This window comes from Massilia sp. CFBP9026 (assembly GCF_034045165.1).
Lineage (GTDB): Bacteria > Pseudomonadota > Gammaproteobacteria > Burkholderiales > Burkholderiaceae_D > Telluria > Telluria arenae.
The window spans coordinates 1-25,469 of the sequence record NZ_JAXCWH010000005.1 but is presented as its reverse complement, the minus strand read 5'-3'; the positions used below and the strand labels follow the sequence as shown (position 1 = coordinate 25,469).

Here is a 25,469-nt window from a genome sequence, read left to right as displayed (position 1 = left end):
TTTTTGCTTCGACCCAGTGCTGAGTGCGTCCTGCACCACAAGGTTGTCCAGTAGAATTCAGCAAAGTTTGGCTCTTGTTCACAAAGTTATCAACAGACGTTTTAACAATGGGGAAAAGTGCTTGGTTTACCGGCACTTAGCGCGCTTCTTCAAGTATTGCCTTAAGTTTGTGACGCAATGCAGCGAGTTTTCCACGCCGGATACCCCAGTTATGCACAACGCGGAAAAAGCCCCCGAGCTTGTTAACAGGTCTGAGCACGAATACGCAAGCCATTGATTCATAAGAGAAAAATTGTCTTGAATTTGAGAATTATCGATGGCGACTTGATCTAACGTAAACCTTTGATGGGGTCAAGCCCCACGCTATTCACAAAGTTTTCCACAGATTTGCACAGGGCCCAGATTGTCAACCAGCACCGATAGCACGCATTGCTTCCTTGAAGTCGTGCTCGATACACCGCTGAACAGCAGTTTCGACTACCGCTGGCCATGCCGGCCGGGAGAAGAACCGCTGCCCGGCCAGCTGGCGCTGGTGCCGTTCGCGCGCCGCGAGATCATGGCGCTGATTGTCGCGGTCAAGGACCGGACCGATGTCGCGCCCGAAAAACTGAAGGATGCGCTGGCCGTGCGCAGCCAGCTGTCACCGCTGCCGGAGCGCTGGATCGCCCTGGCGCGCTTCGCCGCCGACTACTACCAGCGGCCGCTGGGCGAGGTGGCGCTGCCCGGCCTGCCCAAGAACCTGCGGGTGCCCAAGACGGTGGCGCTGGACCGCGCCCTGAAAAAACTGGCGAAACTCGACCTCCAGCAAGATGCGACGGCGGTCGACATGCCGGTGCTGAACCCCGCCCAGCAAGAGGCGGCCGACGCGATCGGCGGCGCCGAAGGCTTCACGCCGCTGCTGCTGTGGGGCGTGACCGGCAGCGGCAAGACCGAGGTCTACCTGCAGGCCTGCGCCCGGGTGCTCGCACGCGATCCGCAGGCGCAGATCCTGATCATGGTCCCCGAGATCAACCTGACGCCCCAGCTGGAAGGGAATATCCGGGCCCGCTTCCCGGGCATGATGCTGGCCACCCTGCACAGCAGCCTGTCCGAGGGCGAGCGCATGCTGCACTGGCTGGCCGCGCACAACGGCCAGGCGCGCATCGTGCTCGGCACCCGGCTGGCGATCCTGGCCTCGCTGCCGAACCTGCAGCTGATCGTGATCGACGAAGAGCACGACCCCTCGTACAAGCAGCAGGAAGGCTTGCGCTATTCGGCGCGCGACCTGGCCGTGTGGCGCGCCCACCAGCTGGGGATTCCGATCGTGCTCGGCTCGGCCACGCCGTCGCTCGAGTCCTGGCACCACGCGCGCTCCGGCAGGTACAGGCGGCTGGACCTGCGCGAGCGCGCCGTGCGCGACGCCGTGCTGCCGAAAGTCAGGCTGGTGGACATGGAACGCGACCGCGCGCGCGACGGGCTGACGAGCGAGGTGCTGGCGGCCCTGCGCGGGCGGCTGGAGCGCGGCGAGCAGTCGCTCCTGTTCCTGAACCGGCGCGGCTATGCCCCGGTGATCAGCTGCGACGCCTGCGGCTGGATCAGCAACTGCACCCGCTGCACCGCCTTCATGGTGCTGCACAAGCCCGAGCACCGGCTGCGCTGCCACCACTGCAGCCTCGAGTTGCGCATCCCGCGCTCCTGCCCGACCTGCGGCAACGTGGACCTGCAGCCGCTGGGCCGCGGCACCCAGCGGGTAGAGGAGCATCTACATGCCATGTTCCCGGAAGCGCGCATCCTGCGCATCGACGCCGACTCCACGCGCCTGAAGGGCAGCGCGCAAGCCGCCTTCGACAGCGTGCACCGGGGCGAGGTGGACATCCTGATCGGCACGCAGATGGTCGCCAAGGGACACGACTTCAAGAAGCTGACCCTGGTCGGGATCCTGAACCCCGACACCGCGCTGTTCTCGCAGGACTATCGCGCCAGCGAGCGCCTGTTCGCCCAGCTGATGCAGGTGGCGGGACGGGCCGGCCGCGGCGGCGCGCCGTCCGAGGTGCTGGTGCAGACCAGGTATGCGCAGCACCCGCTGTACGGCGCGGTGATGCGCCACGATTACGAGCGCTTCGCCGGCCAGCTGCTCGAAGAGCGCAAGGAAGCCGGGCTGCCGCCCTTCATGTACCAGGCCTTGCTGCGCGCCGAGGCCAAGGAACTGCCGATCGCGATCGAATTCCTGGAGGCGGCGCGCGACTGCCTGCCGAGCGACGCTATCCTGATCAACGACCCGATCCCGATGACGATGACGCGGGTGCATAATGTGGACCGCGCCCAGTTGCTGGTCGAGTCCAGTTCGCGTCCGGCGCTGCAGGCCTACCTGCGGGTCTGGGTAGAACAACTGCGGGCGATGAAATCCCGCGTAAAGTGGTCGCTGGAAGTCGACCCACTCGACATCTAGATGAGAAAGAGGGGAGCAGCATGAAACAATTGAACGTGGACGTCGCCATCATCGGCACCGGCACCGCCGGCATGACCGCCTACCGCGCCGCCAAGACGCTGGGCGCGCGGACGGTGGCGATCGAGAGCGGCCAGTACGGCACCACCTGCGCCCGGGTCGGCTGCATGCCGAGCAAGCTCCTGATCGCGGCGGCCGAGGCGTCCCACGTGATCGACACCTCCGCGCCATTCGGCGTGCATGCCGGTGAAAAACGCATCGACGGCCGCGCCGTGATGGAGCGGGTCAAGCGCGAACGCGATCGCTTCGTCGGCTTCGTGCTCGAGGGCATCGAGGCGATGCCGGTGCAGGACCGCCTGCAGGGTCGCGCGCGCTTCACCGGTCCCTGCACGCTGGTGGTCGACGACCACACCGAGATCCAGGCCGGCCGCATCGTGATCGCCACCGGTTCCACGCCGCTGCGCCTGCCGCAGCTCGAGAACGTCGGTCCCGGCATCGTCACCAGCGACGACGTGTTCTATTGGGACGACCTGCCGCGCTCGGTGGCCGTGATCGGCACCGGCGTGATCGGCCTCGAACTGGGCCAGGCCCTGGCCCGGCTCGGCGTGCGCGTGCGCTTCTATGCGCGCGGCGGCAGCATCGCCAACATCACCGATCCCGAAGTGCTGCGCTGCGCGGGCCGGGTCTTGATGGAAGAACTCGACATCGCCTTCCAGACCGAGGTGGTCGGGGCGGTGCAGGAGAAGGAAGATGGCGACGTGGCGCTGACGGTGCGCGATGCGCTGGGCAAGGAAAGCACCGAGCACTTCCAGTATGTGCTGATGACGGCCGGCCGCACGCCGAATGTGCACGACCTGGGACTGGAGCACACGGGCCTGGAGCTGGGGCCGGACGGCATCCCCCATTTCGACGCGCGCACCATGCAGTGCGGGACCAGCAATATCTTCATCGCGGGCGACGCCAACAACGAGCGCCCGCTGCTGCACGACGCCGCCGACCACGGCAAGATCGCCGGCGACAACGCGGGCCGCTATCCGGACGTGCGTCCGGGCCTGCGCCGCGCGCCGATCGCGGTGGCCTTCACCGAGCCGAATATCGCCACCCTGGGCAAGAACTACAAGACCCTGTGCGCCGGCGGCCAGCGCAAGTTCGCGGTCGGCAGCGTGTCCTTCGCCAACCAGGGCCGCAGCCGGGTCATGTTGCAGAACAAGGGGATGTTGCGGGTGTATGCCGAGTATGGCACCCGGCTGTTCCTGGGCGCCGAGATGATCGCGCCACGCGCCGAACACCTGGCCCATTTGCTGTCATGGGCATTCCAGATGCGCCTGACGGTCGACCAGATGCTGGAGATGCCGTTCTATCACCCGGTGATCGAGGAGGGCGTGCGCACCGCGCTGCGCGACCTGGCCAACAACCTGTCGAAGGGCGATAGCCAGACCGACCCGGCCGATACCGAGCCGGGAACCTAACACTGCGTTGACGCTCAGTTCAGCAGCGTGGTGTTCAGCTTGCCTTCGCTGGCGAGCTTGCGCAGGATGCGCACCGTATCGAGGTCGGCTTCTTCATAGGCCGACTTCTTGAATTCGTCATACATCGCGTTGGCCGGATCGGCGTGTTCGCCGGTGCCGTCGTCGTAGCAAAAACGCACCAGCAGCATGGCATTGGTCGGCGCCTCGATGATCATGCGCAGGCTCGATGCCGCGATCTCGCCCTGGGCCGGCACCTCGTAGCGCACTTCTTGCAGCGGGGTCAGGAACACCTGGTCTTCGATCACCAGCTCGCCGAAGGTCAGGCGGCGGCGGAAAGCACCCGCCTCGCGCTCGACGATCTCGCTGGCGTCCAGGTGCGGAATGAACATCTTCGGGTCTTCGGCGCGCAGGACCAGGCCATGCCAGACCTGCTCGCGGGTGAGGGTGTCGATCAGCGGGTTCATCGGGTCGTTGATTTCAACGAGATGTTCGAATTTCATAGGGCGTATGTCCAGAAAATAGGGCCGCGGCGGCGCACGCCGCAAAGGACGCATGTTACTCGATTGCGCGCCAGTATGCCCTGGCTCTCCCGATCGGCCCAGCGTCGGCCGGTGTTGCAATCCGGTGCGGGCAGCGCGCGCCATCGCCCGTTGGGGCCGCCAGATTGTTACAATCGTTGCCTGTCCCTCCAGAAATAATTCCCATGTCCACTGCACCACGATTCGGCCTCAACGGGCCGCAGAGCGAAGCCGCGCTATATCTCGACGGCCCATGCCTGGTGCTGGCCGGCGCCGGCTCGGGCAAGACCCGCGTGATCACGCAAAAGATCGCCTACATGATCGAGCATTGCGGCTACGATCCGCGCACCATTGCCGCCCTGACCTTCACCAACAAGGCGGCGCTCGAGATGCAGGAGCGCATCGCCAAGCTGCTCAAGCAGCCCAAGCAGGCCAAGCAATTGACCGTGTCTACGTTCCACTCGCTGGGCGTCAAGATCCTGCGCCAGGAGGCGGCCGGGGTGGGCCTGAAGGACAAGTTCTCGATCATGGACAGCGACGACTGCTACACGATCGTGTCCGACCTGGCGATGAGCACGGACAAGCAGGAAATCCGCGGCATCCAGAACACGATTTCGCTGTGGAAGAACGGCCTGGTCGACCCGGAAGACGCGATCAAGGCGGCGCGCGACGAGGACGAGGCGCTGGCCGGGCGCGTCTACCGCAGCTATGTCGCCACCCTGCAGGCCTACCAGGCGGTCGACTTCGACGACCTGATCCGCCTGCCGGTGGAACTGTTCCGCAATAACGAACCGATCCGCGACCGCTGGCAGCGGCGCCTGCGCTATCTGTTGATGGACGAATACCAGGACACCAATACCTGCCAGTACGAGCTGGTCAAGCTGCTGGTGACGGGCCTGGGCAAGAAGCCGATGTTCACGGCGGTCGGCGACGACGACCAGGCGATCTATGCCTGGCGCGGCGCCTCGGTCGAGAACCTGAAAACGCTGGGCGACGATTTCCCCGACCTCAAGGTGATCAAGCTCGAGCAGAACTACCGTTCCACGACCCGCATCCTGCAGGCGGCCAACGCCGTCATCGGCAACAACCCGAAACTGTTCGAGAAGTCGCTGTGGTCCGAGCACGGCCTGGGCGAGCCGATCAAGGTGCTGGGCATGCAGAACGACGACCAGGAAGCCGACCAGGTCGCGATCATGATCTCGTCCGAGCACTTCCAGCGCAAGAACAAGTGGTCCGATTTCGCCATCCTGTACCGCGGCAACCACCAGGCGCGCGTGATGGAGCAGGCGCTGCGCAAGGAGCGCATCCCGTATACGATGTCGGGCGGCCAGAGCTTCTTCGACAAGGCCGAGATCAAGGACATCATCGCCTACCTGCGCCTGATCGCCAACCAGGACGACGACCCGGCCTTCATCCGCGCCGTCACGACCCCCAAGCGCGGGGTCGGCATGGCCACGCTGGAAGTGCTGGGCGAATTTTCCAAGCAGTGGAATTGCTCGCTGTACGAGGCGGCGCGCAAGGGCGGCATCGAAGCCAAGCTGGCCGACCGCCAGCTGGGTTCGCTACGCGACTTTTGCCAGTTCATCGCCGAGCTGGAAGACCGCGCCACCCGCCCGGGACCGTCGGGCAGCGGCGACCATGCGGCCGAGGTGCTCGACGACATGATGAAGGAAATGAACTACGAGCATTATCTCTACGAGAATTTCGACGACCGCGCGGCTCAGGCCAAGTGGCAGAACGTGCTCGAGTTTAATAACTGGCTGAAGGACCGCGGCCGTGGCGGACGCGACCGCGACGGCGAGGAAAAAAACCTGCTCGAGCTGACCCAGATGGTGGCCCTGATGTCGATGCTCGAAGGCCAGGACGAGGAAGAGGATGCGGTGCGCATGTCGACCCTGCACGCTTCCAAGGGCCTGGAGTATCCGCACGTTTACCTGGTCGGGGTGGAAGAGGGCATCTTGCCGCACAAGGGCGATCCGGACGCGTCGGTCGAGTCGATCGCCGCCCGCATCCAGGAAGAGCGGCGCCTGATGTATGTGGGCATCACGCGTGCCCAGCGCACCTTGCACGTGAGCTGGTGCAAGCGTCGCAAGCGCGCCGGTGAACTGGTGAACTGCGATCCCTCGCGCTTCATCAAGGAAATGGCGCTGGACGTCGGCGAAGCCGCGCCGATGGAAAGCGAAATCCTGAGTCCCAAGGAAAGATTGGCAAACCTGAAAGCCTTGTTGGCAACACCACGGCCGGTTCCTGAATAAATAGGAAATAGAACGTTGCGCGCAAGCCTTGGCGGATCGACAAGACCTGCGCACGATTGAAATCACATTTGACTTCAACTGTCGGGCAAGAAATACTTGCCCGAATGCGAGTTTTTCGATAGCTAAAGTTTCACGGCAATTGCCGTGTGGCAAGCGCAACGTTTTTTTTCCGATCCATGGCCACCGTTTCCGACATCACCACCACCCCGCTCTCGGGCTTGAACCACATCGACGCCCTGCTGGACAAGGGGCCCGACTGGAATTACTTCAGCAATTCCAACGCCAACGTCCTGTTCTACACCTTTTCGACGGAGTCGGGCAACGAGGCCGATAAGAGCGGCCAGGAAACGTTCAGCGTCGCCCAGCAGGCGGCGACCCGCACCGCCTTCACCTATCTGCAGCAGATCACCGGCATCGAATTCCGTGAAACGGGATCCGGCACGGCGGCCCAGATTCACCTGGCGAACATGGATCTCGAGGGCCAGTACACGACGGGCCTGTGCAGCTGGCAGGCCGGCTACCGCTCGAGGTCGGACGGCACGCTGACCGAGTACACGGCCAACGCCTATGTCTACCTGGACAACGTCGAGTGGAACGGCATGACCAAGAACCTGATGCCAGGCACCCAGGGCTATGAAACCCTGCTGCACGAGCTGGGTCATGCCCTGGGCCTGAAGCACCCCTTCCGCGAGGGTGTGGCGGGCGAAATCGTCTTGCCTGGCAACGAAAACAATACCAGCAACACGCTGATGTCCTATGACTCGGTCGGCGGCTGGCACAGCACCTATAGCCCCTACGACATCGCCGCCTTCAACTGGTTGTACGGCGGCGACGGCCTGCGCGGTGCGCTGGGCATCAATAGCGATGCCGGGGGACGCTACATCACTGGCAGCTACAAGGATGACGTCCTGGTAGGTACTGCTTTCAATGACACTTTGCAGGGTAATGGAGGTAACGACATGATCGACGGCGGAGCAGGAATCGATACGGTGGTCTACAACGGCAACCGCAATAGCTATACATTCGGCACCCTGGCCGACGGCGCGCTGACGGTCTCGGGCGCGGAGGGTACGGATACCCTGCGCAATATCGACTGGCTGCAGTTCGCCGATATGACGGTCGAGCGCGCCAATGTGGTGACGTCGGATACGCAGGCGCCGAATGCGCCGGTACTGGCGGTGACGCAGAACGGCAAGCTGTACGCCACCACCGGCACGAAGCTGGCGCTGAACGGCAGTGCAGAGGCCAACTCGACGGTCCGCGTATTCATCGGCAACGAGCTGATCGCCACCGCCACGGCGGATGCCAACGGGCTGTGGAGCACCAGGTCGGTCGATCTGAAGGATGGTCTGGGGTATCGCGTCCATGCCACGGCCACCGATGCGGCCGGCAACACTTCCGTGTCGAGCAATATCGCCACGGTTCACGTCGATGCGACCGCGCCGGCGGTGCCGACCCTCGCGATCGCCCTGTCCGGCGCCGACAACAAGCCGGTCTTCAGCGGCACCGGCGAGTCCGGCAGCGTGATCGACCTGTGGCGCGAAAGCGATTACACCAAGATCGGCAGCGCGACCGTGGGCGCCGATGGCAAATGGACGATTTCCTCGCAGCCGCTGCCGAATGGCGCCTACAAGGTGATCGTGACCTCGACCGACCAGGCAGGCAACTCCACGGCCGGCGCCCAGCCGGTGTCGATGGCGATCAACCATGCCGGTTATCAGGCGGGCACGTCCGGCGCCGACCGGATCGTCATGGGTGCGGGCAGCACCGCGGTCGATGCCGGCGCCGGCGTCGACGTGGCCGTATTCGATGGACTGCGCGACAATTACACGCTCACGCAGAAGGCCTGGGGCTTCGCGGTGACCGACAAGCGCACCGGGGAAGTCGACGGCGTGTTCAACGTCGAGCGGCTGCAGTTCAGCGACGGCTACAAGGCGATCGATATCAACGGTTCGGCCGGCGAAGTCTTCAGGCTCTATCAAGCCGTGTTCGACCGCGCTCCCGACCTGGGCGGCATGGGATACTGGCTGAACCGCATGGACACCGGCAGCGAGCTGATGCAGCTGGCCAAGGAGTTCATGACCATCAAGGCGCCGGACGGCACGGTCGAGTTTGAAACCTTGTACGGGAAAAACCTGAGCAACGAGCAATTCGTCACCGAGCTGTACGACAACGTCCTGGACCGCGCGCCGGATCCGGGTGGCCAGGCCTACTGGCTGCAGCAGATCCAGTTGCATAGCCGGGAACAGATCCTGATGTCGTTCAGCGAAAGCGCGGAAAACAAGGCCAATGTGGTCGAACTGATCGCTCAGGGCATCGATTACGTTCCCCTCGGCTGAGCGGCCACCTGGCGGCAAGGCTGGCATAATGCCGGCTTTGCCGGAGTCCGTCATGACCCAGGAAGACCGTTTCATCAGTCTCGAGATCAAGCTCGCCCAGCAGGAAGACCTGTTGGATGAGCTGAACAAGACCATCTACCGCCAGGAACGCCGCATCGATCAGCTCGAGGCGATGGTGGCCAAGCTGGCCGACCACGTGCGCACCCTGCGCGACGCCGGCCAGGCGCCGCTCAACGAACGTCCGCCGCATTATTGAGCTGTCGTCTCTTCATGCGGCGCCTGTGTTTACGACGTAAACACAGGCGCTCGCCGCTGATACATTGCTATACTTTTTAATTGTTACCGTGGCCTTGCAAGCCTGCTATGATCTTTAGCGCACTGCTGTCGAGCCAGCCCCGGCAGTACCTTCCCTAGTGTTCGCGAAAGACCTCATGATCCGTCCAAAACTGCTCATCGTGGCTGCCAGCGTCGCGCTGGCGCATGCAGCCATTGCCGCTCCCGTCCTCGACGCCTCCAACCCCTTCGCCCAGCCCAGCAGCCTGCCGCTGAACTACCCGGCCTTTGACAAGATTAAGGATGCGCACTTCCTGCCGGCCTTCAACGCCGGCATGCGCGAAGAGCTGCGCGAGGTCGAGGCGATCGCCAACGACAAGGCCGCGCCTACTTTTGAAAACACCATCGTGGCGCTGGAGCGCTCCGGCCAGCTGCTGGCGCGCGTGTATGCGACCTTCTCGAACCTGCAGGGCGCCAACACCAACGACACGCTGGACGCGGTCGACCGCGAGATGTCGCCCAAGCTGGCGGCGCACTCCGACGCGATCCACCTGAATCCGAAACTGTTCGCGCGCGTAAAAACGCTGCACGACAAGCGCGCATCGCTGGGCCTGGACGCCGAGTCGGTCCACCTGCTCGAGCGCTACTACAAGGAATTCGTGCGCGCCGGCGCCAACCTGTCGAAGGCCGACCAGGCCAAGCTGAAGAAATTCAACGGCGAGATCGCCTCGCTGCAATCGGACTTCCAGCAGCGTGTGCTCAAGGGCGCCAACGCCGCCGCCCTGATCGTGAACACCCGCGCCGAACTGGCCGGCATGAGCGATGCGCAGATCAGCGCCGCCGCCGACGAAGCCGCCAAGCGCGGCCAGAAGGGCAAGTTCGCGATCCCGATCGTCAATACTTCGAGCCAGCCGGCCCTGTCGTTCCTGACTGAGCGCGCCACCCGCGAGCGCCTGATGAAGGCGTCGCTGGAACGCGGCACCCATGGCGGCCAGTTCGACACCACCAAGCAGGTGCTGCGCCTGGCCAAGCTGCGCGCCGAGCGCGCCGTGCTGCTGGGTTACCCGAACTTCGCGGCCTATTCGCAGGAACTGGAAACCGCGCGCAACCCGGCCGCCGTCAACAAGCTGCTGGGCGACCTGGCCGCGCCGGCCGTCAACAACGCCAGGAAGGAAGCGGCCGAGATTCAGAAGGTCATCGACAAAGAGGGTGGCAAGTACCAGGTCGCGGCCTGGGACTGGCCGATGTACCAGGACAAGGTACGCGCCGCGACCTTCAACTTCGACGAGAGCCAGCTGCGCCCTTACTTCGAATTGAACCGCGTGCTGGTCGACGGCGTGTTCTTCGCCGCCACCAAGGAATTCGGCATCACCTTCAAGCAGCGCAAGGACCTGCCGGTGTACAACCCGGACGTGACCGTGTACGACATCTTCGATGTCGACGGCAAGCCGCTGGCGATCTTCATCTTCGACCCCTATGCTCGCGGCAACAAGCAGGGCGGCGCCTGGATGAACGAATACGTCTCGCAGTCGCACCTGCTGGGTCACAAGCCAGTGATCGGCAACCACCTGAACATCCCCAAGCCAGCGGCCGGCGAACCGACCCTGCTGACCTACGATGAAGTGGTCACCACCTTCCACGAGTTCGGCCACGCGCTGCACGGCATGTTCTCGAACGTGAAGTATCCGAAGTTCTCGGGCACCAACGTACCGCGCGACTTCGTCGAGTATCCGTCGCAGGTCAACGAGATGTGGGTGACCTACCCGGAAGTGCTGGCCAACTACGCCAAGCACCACCAGACCGGCGCGCCGATGCCGAAAGAGCTGCTGGACAAGGTGGTCGCCTCGAAGAAGTTCGCCCAGGGCTACCGCACCACCGAGTACCTGGCCGCGGCGCTGCTCGACCAGCGCTGGCACCAGCTCACTCCGAGCCAGGTGCCGACGGACGTGCTGTCGTTTGAAGCCAAGGCGCTGCAGGATGCCGGCGTGGCCTATCCGCCAGTGCCGCCGCGCTACCGCACCGGTTACTTCTCGCACTCGATGGGCGGCGGCTATTCGGCCGGTTACTACGCCTACCTGTGGAGCGAGCGCCTCGACGCCGAGACCGTCAAGTGGTTCACCGAAAGCGGCGGCCTGACCCGCAAGAACGGCGACCACTTCCGCAAGACCCTGCTGTCGCGCGGCGGCACGGCGGAAGCGATGGACCTGTTCCGCAACTTCCGCGGCCGCGACCCGGAAATCGGACCGCTGCTCGAGCGCCGCGGGCTGGTCGAGACCAAGCCTGCCGCAAACTGATATCGCGCCGCCCTCATTCGCTGTCACGAGCAGCGGGTGAGGGCGGCGTGCTATTTGCAGTACCTCTTTTCCACAACGCACAAGAGACACTATGAACCGTCCCCAATTGCTGCTGATCGCAGCCAGCGTCGCCATGGCCACCTTCTCCTTCGCCCAACCTGCGGCTGCGGCCCTGGAGGCTTCGAACCCGTTCGCCAAGCCGAGCACCCTGCAATACGGCTACCCGGCCTTCGACAAGATCAAGAACGAGCACTTCGCGCCGGCGTTTGCCGAAGGCATGCGCCTGGAAGCGGCTGAAGTCGTGAAGATCGCCGACAACAAGGCCGCGCCGACGTTCGACAACACGATCGTGGCGATGGAGCGTTCGGGCGCACTGCTGACGCGCGTGCGTACGGCGTTCTACACGTTGACCGGTTCGTACACCAATGACACGCTGCAGGCGCTGCAAAAAGACCTGGCGCCGAAATTCGCGGCCCACGGCGATGCGATCCGCCTGAACCCGAAGCTGTTCGCACGCATCAAGACCCTGCACGACAAGCGCGACTCGCTGGGCCTGGACGCGGAATCGAAGTTCCTGCTCGAGCGCTACTACAAGGACTTCGTGCGCTCCGGCGCGGGCCTAGCAGATGCCGACAAGACCAAGCTGAAAGGCTATAACGCCCAGCTGGCCGCGCTGCAGACCCAGTTCAGCCAGAACGTGCTGCGTGAAGTGAACGCCTCGGCCTTCGTGGTCGATACCCGCGAAGAGCTGGCCGGCCTGCCGGAGAAGGCGATCGAAGCGGCCGCCGTGGAAGCGAAAAAGCGCGGCCTGGACGGCAAGTTCGTGATCCCTGTCGTGAACACCACCCAGCAGCCGCCGATGTCGCAGCTGAGCACCCGCGGCACCCGCGAAAAGCTGCTGAACACCTCGATGATCCGCGGCGCCCGCGGCGGCGAGTTCGACAACCGCAACGTCGTGCTGCAGCTGGCAAAGCTGCGCGCCGAGCGCGCCGAACTGCTGGGCTACGACAGCTACGCGGCCTATTCGCTGGAAGACCAGACCGCCAAGGACACCGCCTCGGTCAACAAGCTGCTGGGCGACCTGACCGCGCCGGCCGTGCGCAACGCCAAGAAAGAAGCCGCCGAGATCCAGGCCGTGATCGATGCCGAGAAGGGTGGATTCCAGGTCGCAGCCCAGGACTGGAACTACTACAGCGACAAGGTGCGCACCGCCAAGTACGCCTTCGACGCCAACCAGCTCAAGCCCTACTTCGAGTTCAACAACGTGCTGGAGAAGGGCGCCTTCTTCGCCGCCACCCAGCTGTGGGGCATCACCTTCAAGCAGCGCACCGACCTGCCGACCTATGACCCGGACGTGCGCGTGTACGACGTGTTCGAGGAAAACGGCGAGCACCTGGCGATCTTCGTGATCGACCCGTATGCGCGTTCGAACAAGCGCGGTGGCGCCTGGATGAGCTCCCTGGTCGACCAGAGTTTCCTGCTGAACCAGAAGCCGGTCATCACCAACAACCTGAACCTGACCAAGCCGGCCGCCGGCGAACCGACCCTGCTCACCTGGGACGAAGTGCGCACCACCTTCCACGAACTGGGCCACGCCACCCACGGCTGGTTCTCGAAGGTGAAGTACCCACGCTTCTCGGGCACCAATGTGCCGCGCGACTACGTCGAGCTGCCGTCGCAGGTCTACGAGATGTGGATGGCCTGGCCTGAAGTGCTGGCCAGCTACGCCAAGCATTACCAGACCGGCGCGCCGATGCCGAAGGAACTGCTGGACAAGCTGCGCGCCGCCCAGCGCTTCAACGAAGGCTACCGCACCACCGAGTACCTGGCGGCCGCGGTGCTGGACCAGAAATGGCACCAGCTGGGCTCCAAACAGATGCCGAGCGACGTGATCGCCTTCGAGAAGCAGGCACTGAAGGACGCCGGCCTGGACTTTGCGCCGGTGCCGCCGCGCTACCGCAGCACCTACTTCTCGCACGCCATGGGCGGCGGCTACTCGGCCGGCTACTACAGCTACCTGTGGGCCGAACGCCTGGACGCCGATGCCGGCGAATGGTTCAAGGAAAACGGCGGCCTGCTGCGCAAGAACGGCGACGTGTTCCGCCAGAAGGTGCTGTCGAAGGGCGGCACCATGGACGCGGTCGACATGTACCGCGACTTCCGCGGCCGTGACCCGGTCATCGAGCCGCTGCTGGAACGCCGCGGCCTGAACTAAGCCGGTCCGGGAAGCCGGCCCGCGCCGGCTTCCTTCTGCATCATCTTCACAACGAGAAGCAAACAATATGAAACGTACCCACTTCCTGCTGGCTGCCGCCGTGAGCGCCGCCGTCCTGAACATCGCCCACGCGGCGCCAGCGGCCCAGGCCGCAGCCCCTAGCGCCGCTTCCGCGAAATTCGACGCATCGAACCCGTTCGCGAAAGAGAGCACCCTGCCGTTCAACTACCCGGCCTGGGACAAGATCCGCAACGAGCACTTCGCGCCGGCCTACGCCGAAGCGATGCGCCAGCACGCCGCCGAGATCGAAAAGATCGCCAACAACAAGGCCGCGCCGACGTTCGAGAACACCATCGTCGCGATGGAACGCGCCGGCCGCATGCTGTCGCGCGTGAGCACCGCCTTCGGCACCCTGTCGGGCTCCTACACCAACGACACCCTGATCGCCCTGGGCCGCGAGATGGCGCCGAAGCTGTCGCAGCACAGCGACGCGATCCGCCTGAACGGCAAGCTGTACCAGCGCATCAACACCCTGTACAACAAGCGCGACAGCCTGAAGCTCGACGCCGAATCGGCCTACCTGCTGGACCGCTACAACAACGACTTCGAACGCGCCGGCGCCAAGCTGTCCGAAGCCGACAAGGTCAAGCTGAAGGAGTACAACAGCAAGCTGGCCGCCCTGCAGACCCAGTTCGCCCAGAACACGCTGAAGGAAGCCAATGCTTCGGCGCTGGTGGTCGATACCCGCGAAGAGCTGGCCGGCATGAGCGACAAGGCGATCGACGCCGCCGCCGCGGAAGGTAAAAAGCGTGGCCTGGACGGCAAGTTCGTGATCCCTGTCGTGAACACCACCCAGCAGGCCGCCCTGTCGGTATTGACCCACCGCGACACCCGCGCCAAGCTGCTGTCGGCCTCGATGGCGCGCGGCAGCCGCGGCGGCGAGTTCGACACCCGCCAGACCGTGCTGCAGATCGCCAAGCTGCGCGCCGAACGCGCCGTGCTGCTGGGCTACCCGAACCACGCCGCCTACAACCTCGAAGAGCAGACCGCGAAGACCACCGACGCCGTCAACAGCCTGCTGGCGGAGCTGGCTCCGCCGGCCGTCAACAACGCCAAGAAGGAAGCGGCCGACATCCAGAAGGTGATCGACGCGGAGAAGGGTGGCTTCAAGGCCGCCGCGCATGACTGGGCCTTCTACAGCGACAAGGTGCGCGCCCAGCGCTACGCCTTCGACGCCGGCCAGCTGCGTCCTTATTTCGAGATCAACCGCGTGCTGGTCGACGGCGTGTTCTTCGCCGCCAACAAGGAATTCGGCCTGACCTTCAAGGAGCGCAAGGACCTGCCGGGCTACAACGAAGACGTGCGCATGTTCGACGTGTTCGACGTCGACGGCAAGCAGCTGGCGATCTTCACCTTCGATCCCTATGCGCGCTCGAACAAGCGCGGTGGCGCCTGGGCCAACGCCTGGGTCCCGCAGACCAAGCTGCTGGGCACCAAGCCGGTCATCGCCAACAACCTGAACGTGGCCAAGCCGGCCGCCGGCGAGCCGACCCTGCTGACCTACGACGAAGTGCGCACCACCTTCCACGAGTTCGGCCACGCGCTGCACGGCATGTTCTCGGACGTGCAGTACCCGCGCTTCTCGGGTTCGCGCGTGCCGCGCGACTACGTCGAGTTCCCGTCGCAGGTGAACGAGATGTGGATGGCCTGGCCTGAAGTGCTGGCGAACTACGCCAAGCACTACCAGACCGGCGAGCCGATGCCGAAGGAATTGCTGGACAAGGTCCAGGCATCAAGCCAGTTCAACGAAGGCTTCCGCACCACCGAGTACCTGGCCGCGGCGCTGCTGGACCAGGCATGGCACCAGCTGGCCCCGAACCAGATCCCGCAGGACGTGCTGGCCTTCGAGGCTGAAGCGCTCAAGAAGGCCGGCGTCGACTTCGCCCTGGTGCCGCCGCGTTATCGCAGCACCTACTTCTCGCACACCTTCTCGGGCGGCTATTCGGCCGGCTACTACGGCTACCTGTGGGCCGAGAAGCTGGACGCCGACACCGTCGAATGGTTCAAGGCCAACGGCGGCCTGACCCGCAAGAACGGCGACCACTTCCGCAAGACCCTGCTGTCGCGCGGCGGCACGCTGGATGCGATGCAGATGTACCGCAACTTCCGCGGCAAGGATGCGGATATCAAGCCGCTGCTGGAGCGTCGTGGTTTGACTGGCGAGTGATGCTGGTGTGCGCCGGTCGCGGGTTGCGATTGGCGCAGGTAGTTGGTTGAAAACTTGGGCTCCCACGAAGGTGGGAGCCCAATTTCATTCGCACACCACATCCACCATTCATGCCCCACAGCCGTGTTCTCCTTCCCGCCCCCCATGGCTTACAATGAAATCGAGCCAACACCGGAGACCACGATGCAACCCGAACACGATGCCGACCTGAAGGCACGCCTGAAAGCCCTGCACCGCGAACTGCAAGAAACAGGCGACACCGACGTCGAACTGGAAACCCTGCTGCGCCAGCTCGATGGCGACATCGAAAAAGTGCTGGAGCGCCGCGCCGAGCAGCAGCTCGACGCGAATACCTATGGCCTGGGTTCGCGCACCCAGGAACTGGCGGCGCGCTTCGCTGCCCGCCACCCGCGCGTCGAGTCCGGCCTGCGTGAACTGGGGCAAATCCTGTCGAATATGGGCATCTGACGTAGGCGAATAAGCCACAAGTCATTGATTTTAAGCCATTTTTCGGGGTGCTTCGGTGCTCCAAAAATGGTTTTCCGGTACAATGCCGGCCAATGAACTCCCCAGCCAATCTCTTTGCGACGGTCGCCAAGCGCTCCAGTCGCGGTGCAACTGCACCTTTTCTCCCGATGTCCCGCGCCGAAATGGACAAGTTGGGCTGGGATTCGTGCGACATCATCCTGGTCACGGGCGACGCCTACATCGACCACCCGAGCTTCGGCATGGCCCTGGTCGGCCGCCTGCTCGAGGCGCAAGGCTACCGCGTCGGCATCATCAGCCAGCCCGACTGGACCTCGGTCGAGCCATTCCGCGCGCTGGGCAAGCCCAATCTGTACTGGGGCATCACCGCCGGCAATATGGACTCGATGGTCAACCGCTACACGGCCGACCGCAAGATCCGTTCCGACGACGCCTACACCCCCAACGCCGAGCCGAACAAGCGTCCCGACCGCGCCGTGACCGTGTATTGCCAGCGCGCCCGCGAAGCCTTCCCCGGCGTGCCGGTGATCGCCGGCAGCATCGAGGCCTCGCTGCGCCGCATCGCCCACTACGATTACTGGTCCGATAAAGTGCGCCGCTCGGTGCTGTTCGAGTCGAAGGCCGACCTGCTCATCTTCGGCAATGCCGAGCGGGCCCTGGTCGACCTCACCCGCCGCATCGCGGCCGGCGAGAACATCAAGACCATCCGTGACCTGCGCGGCACCGCCTTCCTGGTGCCGCAGGGCTGGCTGCCGGATGAAGAATGGAGCGTGCACAACTCCACCCGCGTGGACGTGCCGGGCCGCATCGACAAGCAGCCAAACCCGTACGCGATGGCGCTGGAAGATCCAAAAGCCTGCGCGCTCGACAACGCCGCACCGGAGCCGGAAGTCAAACCGGTGGTCATCATGACGCGCGAGCAGCGCCAGGCCGCGGCCCGCGAAAAGGCGGCCAAGACCGTGGTGCGCCTGCCGAGCTTCGAGACCGTCAGCGAAGATCCAGTGATGTATGCGCACACTTCGCGCGTGTTCCACCTGGAATCGAATCCTGGGAATGCGCGCGCGCTGGTGCAGGGTCATGGCGACCGCGACGTCTGGCTCAACCCGCCGCCGCTGCCGCTGACCATGGACGAGATGGACAACGTCTACGACCTGAACTACGCACGCGCACCGCACCCAAGCTATGGCAAGGCCCATATCCCGGCCTGGGAAATGATCCGTTATTCGGTCAACATCATGCGCGGCTGCTTCGGCGGCTGCACCTTCTGCTCGATCACCGAGCACGAAGGCCGCATCATCCAAAGCCGCTCGGAGCCGTCGATCCTGCGCGAGATCGAGCTGATCCGCGACACGACCAAGAACTTCGCCGGCACCATCACCGACCTGGGCGGCCCGACGGCGAATATGTACCGCCTGGCCTGCAAGGAAAAGAAGATCGAGGAGAGCTGCCGCCGCCTGTCGTGCGTGTACCCGACCATCTGCTCCAACCTGGGCACCGACCACAGCAAGCTGATTTCGCTGTACCGCAAGGCGCGCGCGATCCCCGGCATCAAGAAGATCCTGATCGGTTCCGGCCTGCGCTACGACCTGGCGGTGCGCTCGCCCGAGTACGTGAAAGAGCTGGTGACCCACCACGTGGGCGGCCTGCTCAAGATCGCGCCGGAACACACCGAAGCCGGTACCTTGTCGAAGATGATGAAGCCGGGCATCGGCGCCTATGACGAGTTCAAGCGCCTGTTCGACAAGTATTCGCTGGAGGCGGGCAAGAAGCAGTACCTGATTCCCTACTTCATCGCGGCCCACCCCGGCTCGACCGACGAGGACATGCTGAACCTGGCGCTGTGGCTCAAGAAGAACAATTTCAAGCTCGACCAGGTGCAGACCTTCACGCCGACGCCGATGGCGATGGCGACCACCATGTACCACTCGGGCAAGAACCCGCTGGCCAAGGTGACCGAGGATTCGGAGGTCGTCGAAACCGCCAAGAGCGGCAAGACGCGCAAGCTGCACAAGGCTTTCCTGCGCTATTACGATCCGGAGAACTGGCCGATCCTGCGCGAGGGTTTGAAGCGCATGGGACGTTCGGACTTGATCGGCAATGGCGAGCGGCATCTGATTCCGCCGCCGGGCGGCGAGTTGCCGGGTGCCGCGCGTGAAGAGCGTCGTCCGGCCGGTGCGCCGCCGAAGGGGCGTGTGATCGAGGTGGCGCCGAAGCGGGCCGTGCCAGGCGGCGACCGCCGTAGCCAGCGTGTGCCGGCCGCGCGTTCGACCGGGGCGCCGGCGGCCAAGGCGGCGCCGTCGATCCTGTCGACCATCAAGTCCAAGCCGAAGACCGTCAGGAAGTAATCATGCCTCAGGGGGCGCGCTGGACGTCGCGTTCAGCGCGCCATTCGGCGTCGGCGCCCCACGCCGCTCGCGCGCGATGTCCAGGTCCACGCTGGCCTGCCTGGTCCGTAAGGCGCGCGCATACCGGTGCCTTGCGCGCAGCCGCGGATTGGTCACTAGTGTCCCCAGCGTCTCGCCAATCACCATGACGACCCCCAGCAACGGCAGCACCAGCATCAGCCCGACCACGCCCGCCAGCATGCCGCCAATAAAAATCATCAGCACCGTGACCAGCGGGTGGATATGCAGGCTGCGGCCCAGCGTCAGTGGCATGAACAGGAAATCGTCCAGCAGCCGTACCAGCACGAACACCCCGATCGCCCCGTAGGCCATCAGCGGATTGCCCGGCGCATCGGTCGACGCCACGATCACTACCAGCACGCAGCCGGCGATCGAGCCGACGAACGGCACCCAGGCCAGCACGGCCGAAATCAGCCCCAGCAGCAAGGGCGACGACACCCCGATCACCCACAGGCCCAGCGCCAGCACCAGCGTGTCGAGCACGGTCAGCTTGAGCAGCCCTTCGAAATAACGGCGCGCGGTCTGGTCGACCTCGTGCAGCAGGTACAGCGCACGCTCGAAATAGGCATTCGGCACCGCCCGCGCCAAGAACTTCTTGAAGCGCACGCCGTCGCGTAGCAGGAAGAAGGTGAGGAAGGGCGCCAGCAGCAGCGACGGCACCCAGGTCATGACGCCGACCACGATGTCGCCCAGGTGGTTCTGCGCGAAGTCGTTGGTATAGGTGGTGAACGCCATATCGACGGTCGAGGTCAGCCGCATCTCGGCCAGGATCGGGAAGCGCGCCTCGAGCATGGCCAGCGAGGTGCGCACGAAGGCCACGCCGCCATCCAGGTACAGGCCGATGGTCGCTTCCCACGAGTCTTCTTCCGGCCCGTCGCTCCAGCTCAGGGCCAGCGCCAGCGCCAGCGCGGCCAGCGTGAAGAACAGGGTGCAGACCCAGACCGCGGCGGCGTTGCGGCTGAAGCCCGAGCGCACCATGCGCTGCATCGGTCCCAGCAGGACATAATAGAGCACGGTGCCGAAGATGAAGGGCAGGAATAGCCACAGCAGTTGCTGGACCACCAGCAGCAGCAGGCAGGTGGCGGCGACGATCCCGGTCCAGACCACGGGCCCGGCGCGCTCGGGGCCGTTGACGATGCCCGGCACCGGACTCATAGCGCTTCCAGTTGCGGCCGGCCGGTGCCCATCCATTCGCGCAGGCGCAGGCCAATGTGGCGCGCCAGCGCCAGCGAGATCTTGTAACCGAGGACGGCGTCGGTTTCCATCAGGCCCAGGAAGTCGGCGCGGAAGAACACCGCAACCTCGCAGGGCTCGAGCGCGCGCGCCTGGGCATTGCGCGGCGAGTTGTCGAGCAGGGCCAGGTCGCCGAAGAAGCCGCCCGGCTCCAGCTCGGCCACCACCTGGGTCATGCCCTCGTGCAGGCGGCTGATGCGCATCCGGCCGCTCATCAGGAGATACAGGGCCTGGCCTTCCTCTCCTTCGTCGAAGACGATCTCATCCTTTAGATAGCGGCGTTCGTGCAGCAATCCATCGACAATCTTCAATTCCAGCGGCGTCAGCGCACTAAATAGGGAAGAACTCTTCAGCCGGTGCAGGCGCGGCGACATCCGAGGGGGCTTGAGGAAACGAAAAATCACTAGTGCTCCGGCGTGGTGCGGTGTGTTGTCTGTTTGATTATCCGCGATTGGATGCTGCTACGCATCAAAAAGCGTCAGCCGCGCACAACAGTGTGGCATTTGTCCATACATCTACCAAACGTGCGCGCCGTGTTTTTGGAAAGCGTGTAACATAAATTCTTTAAGGCAACATTAGTTGCTGCGATGTTATGTGCTGCGTGAGCCGTCGCGCGTGGCCCCGCCAACGTTCCGAAGAGGACAGGCAGTGATCGATATACAGACTTTTCTTCTTGCGCTCGGGATCGGTAACGTCGGCTTTGCGATCCTGATGGCAGGATATACCCACGGCGCCGACCGCAATCCGGGTTTGCAGCTGTGGATGTGGGCGCGCCTGGGCATGGGACTGAGCCAGCTGGCCGGCTGGGCTCGCCCCATGCTGGACCTGCCGTTCCTGGGCGGCCTGGAAGGTATCGGCTGGATCCTCGCCGTGTCGCTCGAGATGGCCGCCTACTGCGTGTTCTTCGGCTTCACGCGCTGGGGCCGGATCGTCTTGCCGGTTGCCGTGCTGTCGTCCGCGGTGGTGGTCGCGGCCGGCATCCACGGCGCCAGCCACGCCCAGCTCAGCGCCCTGGTGGCGGGCGTGGTGGCGCTGTTCGCCGCCGCCATGGCCTGGGTGCTGCTGCGCCGGCGCCACGCGTCGCTGCTGCAGCGGATCATCGGCATCAACGACGCGCTGTTCGCCGTCGCGGTCGCACTGTGGGCCGGCTCGGTCCTGCTGGGCAAAGGGCCGTTCGACCATGTGCTCGCGCGCGAAGCCGCCTATCTCACCGGCTACCTGCTCATGATCGTCAACGGCTTCGGTTTCCTCTTGCTGTGCAAGCAGAAGGACGATGCGCGCATGGCCAGGCTGGCCTCGACCGATTGCCTGACCGGCCTGCCCAACCGCCACGCCTTTTTGGAGCGTGCCGAGCGTGCGCGCCTGGCGGCCCAGCGCCAGCGCCATCCGCTGGCGCTGATGATGATCGACATCGACCACTTCAAGCAGATCAACGACCGCTGGGGCCATGCCAGCGGCGATGACGCCCTCAAGGTATTCGCCCGCACCGCGCGCGACGTGATGCGCGAGCACGAGACCATCGGCCGCCTGGGCGGCGAGGAATTCGCGATGATGCTGCCCGGCGTCGACATCGACGCCGCGGTGCAGGCGGCCCAGCGCCTGCGCCGGGCGGTGCGCGCGGCCACCGTGATCACCAGCGGGCCGAGCTACACGATGACGGTCAGTATCGGCGTGGTGGTGCTCGATCCGAACGAAGACCTGAGCGCGGCGCTGGCGCGCGCCGACCATGCCCTGTATGCGGCCAAGCGCGCGGGGCGCGATCGGGTGGAGGTGGGGGATCCGGTGCGCAGGAGGGCATGACGACGAAAACGGACGCGGAAAAAGAAAAAGGGTCCGACGAATCGGACCCTTCTTCCTTGATGCTGGCGGAGCGGACGGGGCTCGAACCCGCGACCCCCGGCGTGACAGGCCGGTATTCTAACCAACTGAACTACCGCTCCGTTTACTCTGATCGTACCTTCGATCGACCATCGAGATGCTTGGTGGGCGCTGAGAGGCTCGAACTCCCGACCTAATCCTTGTAAGGGATCCGCTCTACCAACTGAGCTAAGCGCCCATCTCGGTGGTTTCTATCTGACGCTTGTCATTGCGTCCGAAGAGGCCCGAATTATAGAGGTTGGGTTTCAAGGTCTGCAAGGGTTTTTCGAAAAATATTCAAAAACCTTTTTTCGACCCATGAAGGGTGGGGCGGAAGGCGTAGCCCGAACCGGCACATCTGCATGTGTTGTAATCAAGGCGTAACGTTCGATATTTACTTGCCGTCGCACATACCCTTCACGGACAATACCGCCTTTGACAAGTCGGCAACCTTAAAAACATCGCAAAGATGTGCGCCTCAGATGCGCTGCCGAGGGCGGGTCATATCCGCTCGCGCACCCGGCGGGGGTAGCGTCCATAAGAAGAGGAACGGGGACATCGGTTCTTTTTTTAATCACCAGGAAAACATTCCATGACCAAGATGTCCAAGATGCACAAGCGCGTTATCCGCGCGCATGGCGCAATGCTGGCGCTGTCCGCCGCGTTGCCGATCGCACCGGCGTTCGCACAGGCGACCGAGTCCAACCAGTCCCTCCAACTGCAATCCGTGACCGTGACGGCCCAGCGCCGCACCGAGAACATCCGCGACGTGCCGGTCTCCGTCACCGCGCTCAAGGGCGACAAGCTGGATGTGCTGGTCTCGGGCGGCGACGACATCCGCCTGCTGGCCGGCAAGGTGCCGAGCCTGAACGTGGAATCGTCGAACGGCCGTACCTTCCCGCGCTTCTACATCCGCGGCTACGGCAACACCGACTTCAACACCTTCGCCTCGCAGCCGGTCTCGCTCGTCTATGACGACATCGTGCAAGAGAACCCGATCCTCAAAGGCTTCCCGATCTTCGACCTGGCCAGCGTCGAAGTGCTGCGCGGCCCGCAGGGCACCCTGTTCGGCCGTAACACCCCGGCCGGCGTCGTGAAATTCGAATCCGAGAAGCCGAACCTGAAGAAGGTCGAGGGCTACTACAACCTGTCGGCCGCCTCGCACTACACGATGAACGCCGAAGGCGCCGTCAACGTGCCGCTGTCGACCAATGTGGCGATGCGCGTGTCGGCCGTCGGCCAGCACCGCGACGACTACGTCAACAACTTCAGCGACGTCGCCAAGACCCGCAAGACCGGTGAACTGGACGGCTACAACGAACATGCCGAACGCGTGCAGTTCTTGTACAGCAAGGACGGCTTCAGCGGCCTGCTGGGCTTCCACCAGCGCCAGACCAACGGCAGCGCGCGCCTGTTCCGCGCCAACCTGATCAAGAAGGGCAGCAACACCTTCGCCGACGGCACCGACCTGGACGACATCGTCACCAACGCCCAGAACTTCCAGAGCCTGAAGACCAACGGCATCAACCTGCGCCTGCAGTGGGACCTGGGCAACTACAAGCTGCACTCGATCACCGGTTACGAGCACATCGTCGACTACTCGAGCCGCGGCGACATCGACGGCGGCACCCCGGCCGGTCCGGGCTTCATCCCGTTCCAGGTCGAGACCAACGGCTATATCGAGAACCTGGACCAGTACACCCAGGAATTCCGCCTCGAGTCGGCCTACGCCGGCCCGTTCAACTGGCAGACCGGCCTGTACTTCTTCGATGAAGACGTGACCGGCGGCAGCGACAACTTCAACAGCACCACCTATGCCCGCACCTCGCGCCTGCGTTCGAACCAGAAGAACGAAGCCTGGGCCGCCTTCGCATCGGCAAGCTACGACCTGACCCCGGACTGGACCGTCCGCGGCGGCCTGCGCTACACCAAGGACAAGAAGGACTTCCGCACCATCGAAGCGGACAACGTCGTCCAGATCGGCCCGTCGTCGGTGAAGGAAGACAAGGACAAGATCAGCTGGGACGTGTCGGCCACCTATAAAGTGACTCCGACCGTGAACGTCTACGGCCGCGCCGCCACGGGCTTTCGCGCGCCGAGTATCGCCGCCGCTTCTGCCGAAGTGCCGATTACGATCGCCGATTCGGAAACCATCAAGTCGTTCGAGCTGGGCGTGAAAGCCGACCTGTTCGACCGCCGCGCACGCACCTCGTTCTCGATCTATGACTACACGATCGAAGACCAGCAGCTGACCGTGGTGGGTGGCAATTCGAACGTCAACCGCCTGATCAACGCCGACAAGACCAAGGGCAAGGGCGCCGAGTTCGACTTCGAAGCGGCCGTCAGCACCGCCCTGCGCGTGAGCGCCGGCGCCAGCTACAACTACACGCAGATCCGCGACGGCAGCCTGTCGGTGAACAAGTGCGCACAGTGCACCATCACCAACCCGCTGAACGCCCTCGGCCGCGTCGTCATCGACGGCAACCCGCTGCCGCAGGCGCCGCGCTGGACGTTCAACGCGACCGCCCGCTACGGCGTGCCGTTCCGTGACGGCGAGCTGTATGTCTTCACCGACTGGTCTTACCGCAGCAAGGTCAACCTCTTCCTGTACGAGGCCACCGAGTTCACCGGCGCGCCTCTGACCGAAGGCGGCGTGCGCGTCGGCTACATCTTCGGCAACGGCAAGTACGAAGTCGCTGCCTTCGGCCGCAACATCCTCGACCAGCGCCGCATCACCGGCGCCATCGACTTCAACAACCTGACCGGCTTCACCAATGAGCCGCGCCAGTGGGGTATGCAGTTCAAGGGCAATTTCTGACCGTTTAGCAGTCAGTTAGCCTGAACCGGAGGGCCGCGCATTGCGCGGCCTTTTTTTCGTTGGCGCTGTCATCGTTACCTGTTGATGACCCCGAATGCAATACGCAGCAATTGCTCTACAGAAGTGACCCTCCCACCATCGAGCGCCCAATGCCAACCATTCCTTGAATCGCCGGTGATAGGCGTTGACGTTCTGGACATGGATGGCGCCCTCGACGCCGTTGCGGACTCGCTCGCCAGCGCTGAGATTGACAGCCTGGTGGGCGAGGCCATGGGCACGGGCGAAGGCGGGATAGGCGGCGTTGCCGTCGGTGACCAGCAGCGCCTGGGGATCGAGTTTCGGCAGCAAGTGCTTGACCAGCTGGGTCACCTTCAAGGCGCCGCGGCCGGTGATGGCATCGATGGTCTGCCCGCTGCGGTCGCGCGCCACCAGGATGCAGTCCAGGTGATGCGATATTCCGCGCAGGGCGGCCCTGCCACCGCGCTTGCGCGGCTGGCGATTGAGTTTGCGTGAACCCTTCTGCGATTCGAGCAGGAATGTCTCGTCGGCCTCTACGATACCGATCAGGCGCTCGGGACGGTCGTCCTTGACCCGGTCCAGAAAGCGATGGCGCCAGCGAAACGTCGTGTTGTGGTGCACGCCGACCCGCTTGGCC

16 protein-coding genes and 2 tRNA genes are annotated in these 25,469 nt (G+C 64.1%); 12 read left to right on the top strand and 6 right to left on the bottom strand.

Annotated elements, in window-relative coordinates; genetic code table 11:
- The first annotated feature begins 403 nt into the window (after positions 1-403).
- On the top strand, positions 404-2,428 hold the full coding sequence (locus SOM28_RS13380; RefSeq protein WP_320468414.1) for a primosomal protein N': 2,025 nt from the start codon (positions 404-406) through the stop codon (positions 2,426-2,428).
- Between the two features lie 20 nt (positions 2,429-2,448).
- Positions 2,449-3,894, top strand: a complete 1,446-nt coding sequence (locus tag SOM28_RS13375; protein ID WP_123068038.1) for a dihydrolipoyl dehydrogenase — start codon at positions 2,449-2,451, stop codon at positions 3,892-3,894.
- 14 nt (positions 3,895-3,908) lie between these two features.
- Here the strand turns inward: SOM28_RS13375 and SOM28_RS13370 are convergent, their stop codons facing one another.
- Positions 3,909-4,394, bottom strand: coding sequence for an SRPBCC family protein (locus SOM28_RS13370; protein ID WP_147933553.1), 486 nt, complete (start codon positions 4,392-4,394; stop codon positions 3,909-3,911).
- 203 nt (positions 4,395-4,597) lie between these two features.
- On the opposite strand from SOM28_RS13370, the gene SOM28_RS13365 reads away from it, so the two are divergent.
- From SOM28_RS13365 to SOM28_RS13330, 8 genes are all read left to right on the top strand, one after another.
- Positions 4,598-6,667: a UvrD-helicase domain-containing protein gene (locus SOM28_RS13365; RefSeq protein ID WP_320468413.1), complete on the top strand. Its 2,070-nt coding sequence runs from the start codon at positions 4,598-4,600 to the stop codon at positions 6,665-6,667.
- A 176-nt stretch (positions 6,668-6,843) separates the two neighbouring features.
- On the top strand, positions 6,844-9,006 hold the full coding sequence (locus SOM28_RS13360; RefSeq protein ID WP_320468412.1) for a DUF4214 domain-containing protein: 2,163 nt from the start codon (positions 6,844-6,846) through the stop codon (positions 9,004-9,006).
- 52 nt (positions 9,007-9,058) lie between these two features.
- Positions 9,059-9,262 carry a SlyX family protein gene (locus SOM28_RS13355; RefSeq protein ID WP_109348031.1) on the top strand — a complete coding sequence of 68 codons (204 nt, stop codon included), beginning with the start codon at positions 9,059-9,061 and terminating at the stop codon, positions 9,260-9,262.
- A 175-nt stretch (positions 9,263-9,437) separates the two neighbouring features.
- A complete protein-coding gene (locus SOM28_RS13350; protein WP_320468411.1) occupies positions 9,438-11,573 on the top strand; it encodes a M3 family metallopeptidase in 2,136 nt (711 codons plus the stop codon).
- A gap of 91 nt (positions 11,574-11,664) precedes the next feature.
- Positions 11,665-13,788 carry a M3 family metallopeptidase gene (locus SOM28_RS13345; protein WP_320468410.1) on the top strand — a complete coding sequence of 708 codons (2,124 nt, stop codon included), beginning with the start codon at positions 11,665-11,667 and terminating at the stop codon, positions 13,786-13,788.
- A gap of 67 nt (positions 13,789-13,855) precedes the next feature.
- Positions 13,856-16,015 (top strand): M3 family metallopeptidase, encoded by a 2,160-nt coding sequence (locus SOM28_RS13340; RefSeq protein WP_320468409.1) that lies wholly within the window; start codon positions 13,856-13,858, stop codon positions 16,013-16,015.
- A 183-nt stretch (positions 16,016-16,198) separates the two neighbouring features.
- Entirely contained in the window at positions 16,199-16,483 is a 285-nt protein-coding gene (locus tag SOM28_RS13335) for a DUF4404 family protein (RefSeq protein ID WP_109345866.1), read from the top strand.
- A 167-nt stretch (positions 16,484-16,650) separates the two neighbouring features.
- Complete coding sequence (locus tag SOM28_RS13330) at positions 16,651-18,846, top strand: YgiQ family radical SAM protein (protein ID WP_320468408.1); 2,196 nt, start codon at positions 16,651-16,653, stop codon at positions 18,844-18,846.
- Here the strand turns inward: SOM28_RS13330 and SOM28_RS13325 are convergent, their stop codons facing one another.
- Both SOM28_RS13325 and SOM28_RS13320 read right to left on the bottom strand, forming a co-directional pair.
- Complete coding sequence (locus tag SOM28_RS13325; RefSeq protein WP_123069550.1) at positions 18,847-20,061, bottom strand: AI-2E family transporter; 1,215 nt, start codon at positions 20,059-20,061, stop codon at positions 18,847-18,849. It abuts the gene before it with no gap.
- Positions 20,058-20,543: a cyclic nucleotide-binding domain-containing protein gene (locus SOM28_RS13320; protein WP_123069549.1), complete on the bottom strand. Its 486-nt coding sequence runs from the start codon at positions 20,541-20,543 to the stop codon at positions 20,058-20,060. Before SOM28_RS13320 ends, SOM28_RS13325 begins: the two co-directional genes overlap by 4 nt.
- Positions 20,544-20,787: 244 nt before the next feature.
- On the opposite strand from SOM28_RS13320, the gene SOM28_RS13315 reads away from it, so the two are divergent.
- Positions 20,788-21,939 (top strand): GGDEF domain-containing protein, encoded by a 1,152-nt coding sequence (locus tag SOM28_RS13315; RefSeq protein ID WP_320468407.1) that lies wholly within the window; start codon positions 20,788-20,790, stop codon positions 21,937-21,939.
- 63 nt (positions 21,940-22,002) lie between these two features.
- Here the strand turns inward: SOM28_RS13315 and SOM28_RS13310 are convergent.
- Together SOM28_RS13310 and SOM28_RS13305 are read right to left on the bottom strand one after the other, a co-directional pair.
- Positions 22,003-22,079: transfer RNA gene (locus SOM28_RS13310), tRNA-Asp, on the bottom strand.
- 40 nt (positions 22,080-22,119) lie between these two features.
- A tRNA-Val gene (locus SOM28_RS13305) sits at positions 22,120-22,195 on the bottom strand.
- Positions 22,196-22,588: 393 nt separating this feature from the next.
- Here SOM28_RS13305 and SOM28_RS13300 point away from each other — a divergent pair.
- Positions 22,589-24,814 carry a TonB-dependent receptor gene (locus tag SOM28_RS13300; RefSeq protein WP_320468406.1) on the top strand — a complete coding sequence of 742 codons (2,226 nt, stop codon included), beginning with the start codon at positions 22,589-22,591 and terminating at the stop codon, positions 24,812-24,814.
- A 15-nt stretch (positions 24,815-24,829) separates the two neighbouring features.
- On the opposite strand, the gene SOM28_RS13295 is transcribed toward SOM28_RS13300, so the two are convergent.
- Positions 24,830-25,469 (bottom strand): IS1595 family transposase (locus SOM28_RS13295; protein ID WP_320468405.1); only part of this gene is annotated, 640 nt, incomplete at its 5' end.

Excerpts from the sequence above, each read along its gene's own strand:
- SOM28_RS13375 (WP_123068038.1), top strand. The coding sequence starts at position 2,449 with ATGAAACAATTGAACGTGGACGTCGCCATCATCGGCACCGGCACCGCC.
- SOM28_RS13370 (WP_147933553.1), bottom strand. The coding sequence starts at position 4,394 with ATGAAATTCGAACATCTCGTTGAAATCAACGACCCGATGAACCCGCTG.
- SOM28_RS13365 (WP_320468413.1), top strand. The coding sequence starts at position 4,598 with ATGTCCACTGCACCACGATTCGGCCTCAACGGGCCGCAGAGCGAAGCC.
- SOM28_RS13360 (WP_320468412.1), top strand. The coding sequence starts at position 6,844 with ATGGCCACCGTTTCCGACATCACCACCACCCCGCTCTCGGGCTTGAAC.
- SOM28_RS13355 (WP_109348031.1), top strand. The coding sequence starts at position 9,059 with ATGACCCAGGAAGACCGTTTCATCAGTCTCGAGATCAAGCTCGCCCAG.
- SOM28_RS13350 (WP_320468411.1), top strand. The coding sequence starts at position 9,438 with ATGATCCGTCCAAAACTGCTCATCGTGGCTGCCAGCGTCGCGCTGGCG.
- SOM28_RS13345 (WP_320468410.1), top strand. The coding sequence starts at position 11,665 with ATGAACCGTCCCCAATTGCTGCTGATCGCAGCCAGCGTCGCCATGGCC.
- SOM28_RS13340 (WP_320468409.1), top strand. The coding sequence starts at position 13,856 with ATGAAACGTACCCACTTCCTGCTGGCTGCCGCCGTGAGCGCCGCCGTC.
- SOM28_RS13335 (WP_109345866.1), top strand. The coding sequence starts at position 16,199 with ATGCAACCCGAACACGATGCCGACCTGAAGGCACGCCTGAAAGCCCTG.
- SOM28_RS13330 (WP_320468408.1), top strand. The coding sequence starts at position 16,651 with ATGTCCCGCGCCGAAATGGACAAGTTGGGCTGGGATTCGTGCGACATC.
- SOM28_RS13325 (WP_123069550.1), bottom strand. The coding sequence starts at position 20,061 with ATGAGTCCGGTGCCGGGCATCGTCAACGGCCCCGAGCGCGCCGGGCCC.
- SOM28_RS13300 (WP_320468406.1), top strand. The coding sequence starts at position 22,589 with ATGACCAAGATGTCCAAGATGCACAAGCGCGTTATCCGCGCGCATGGC.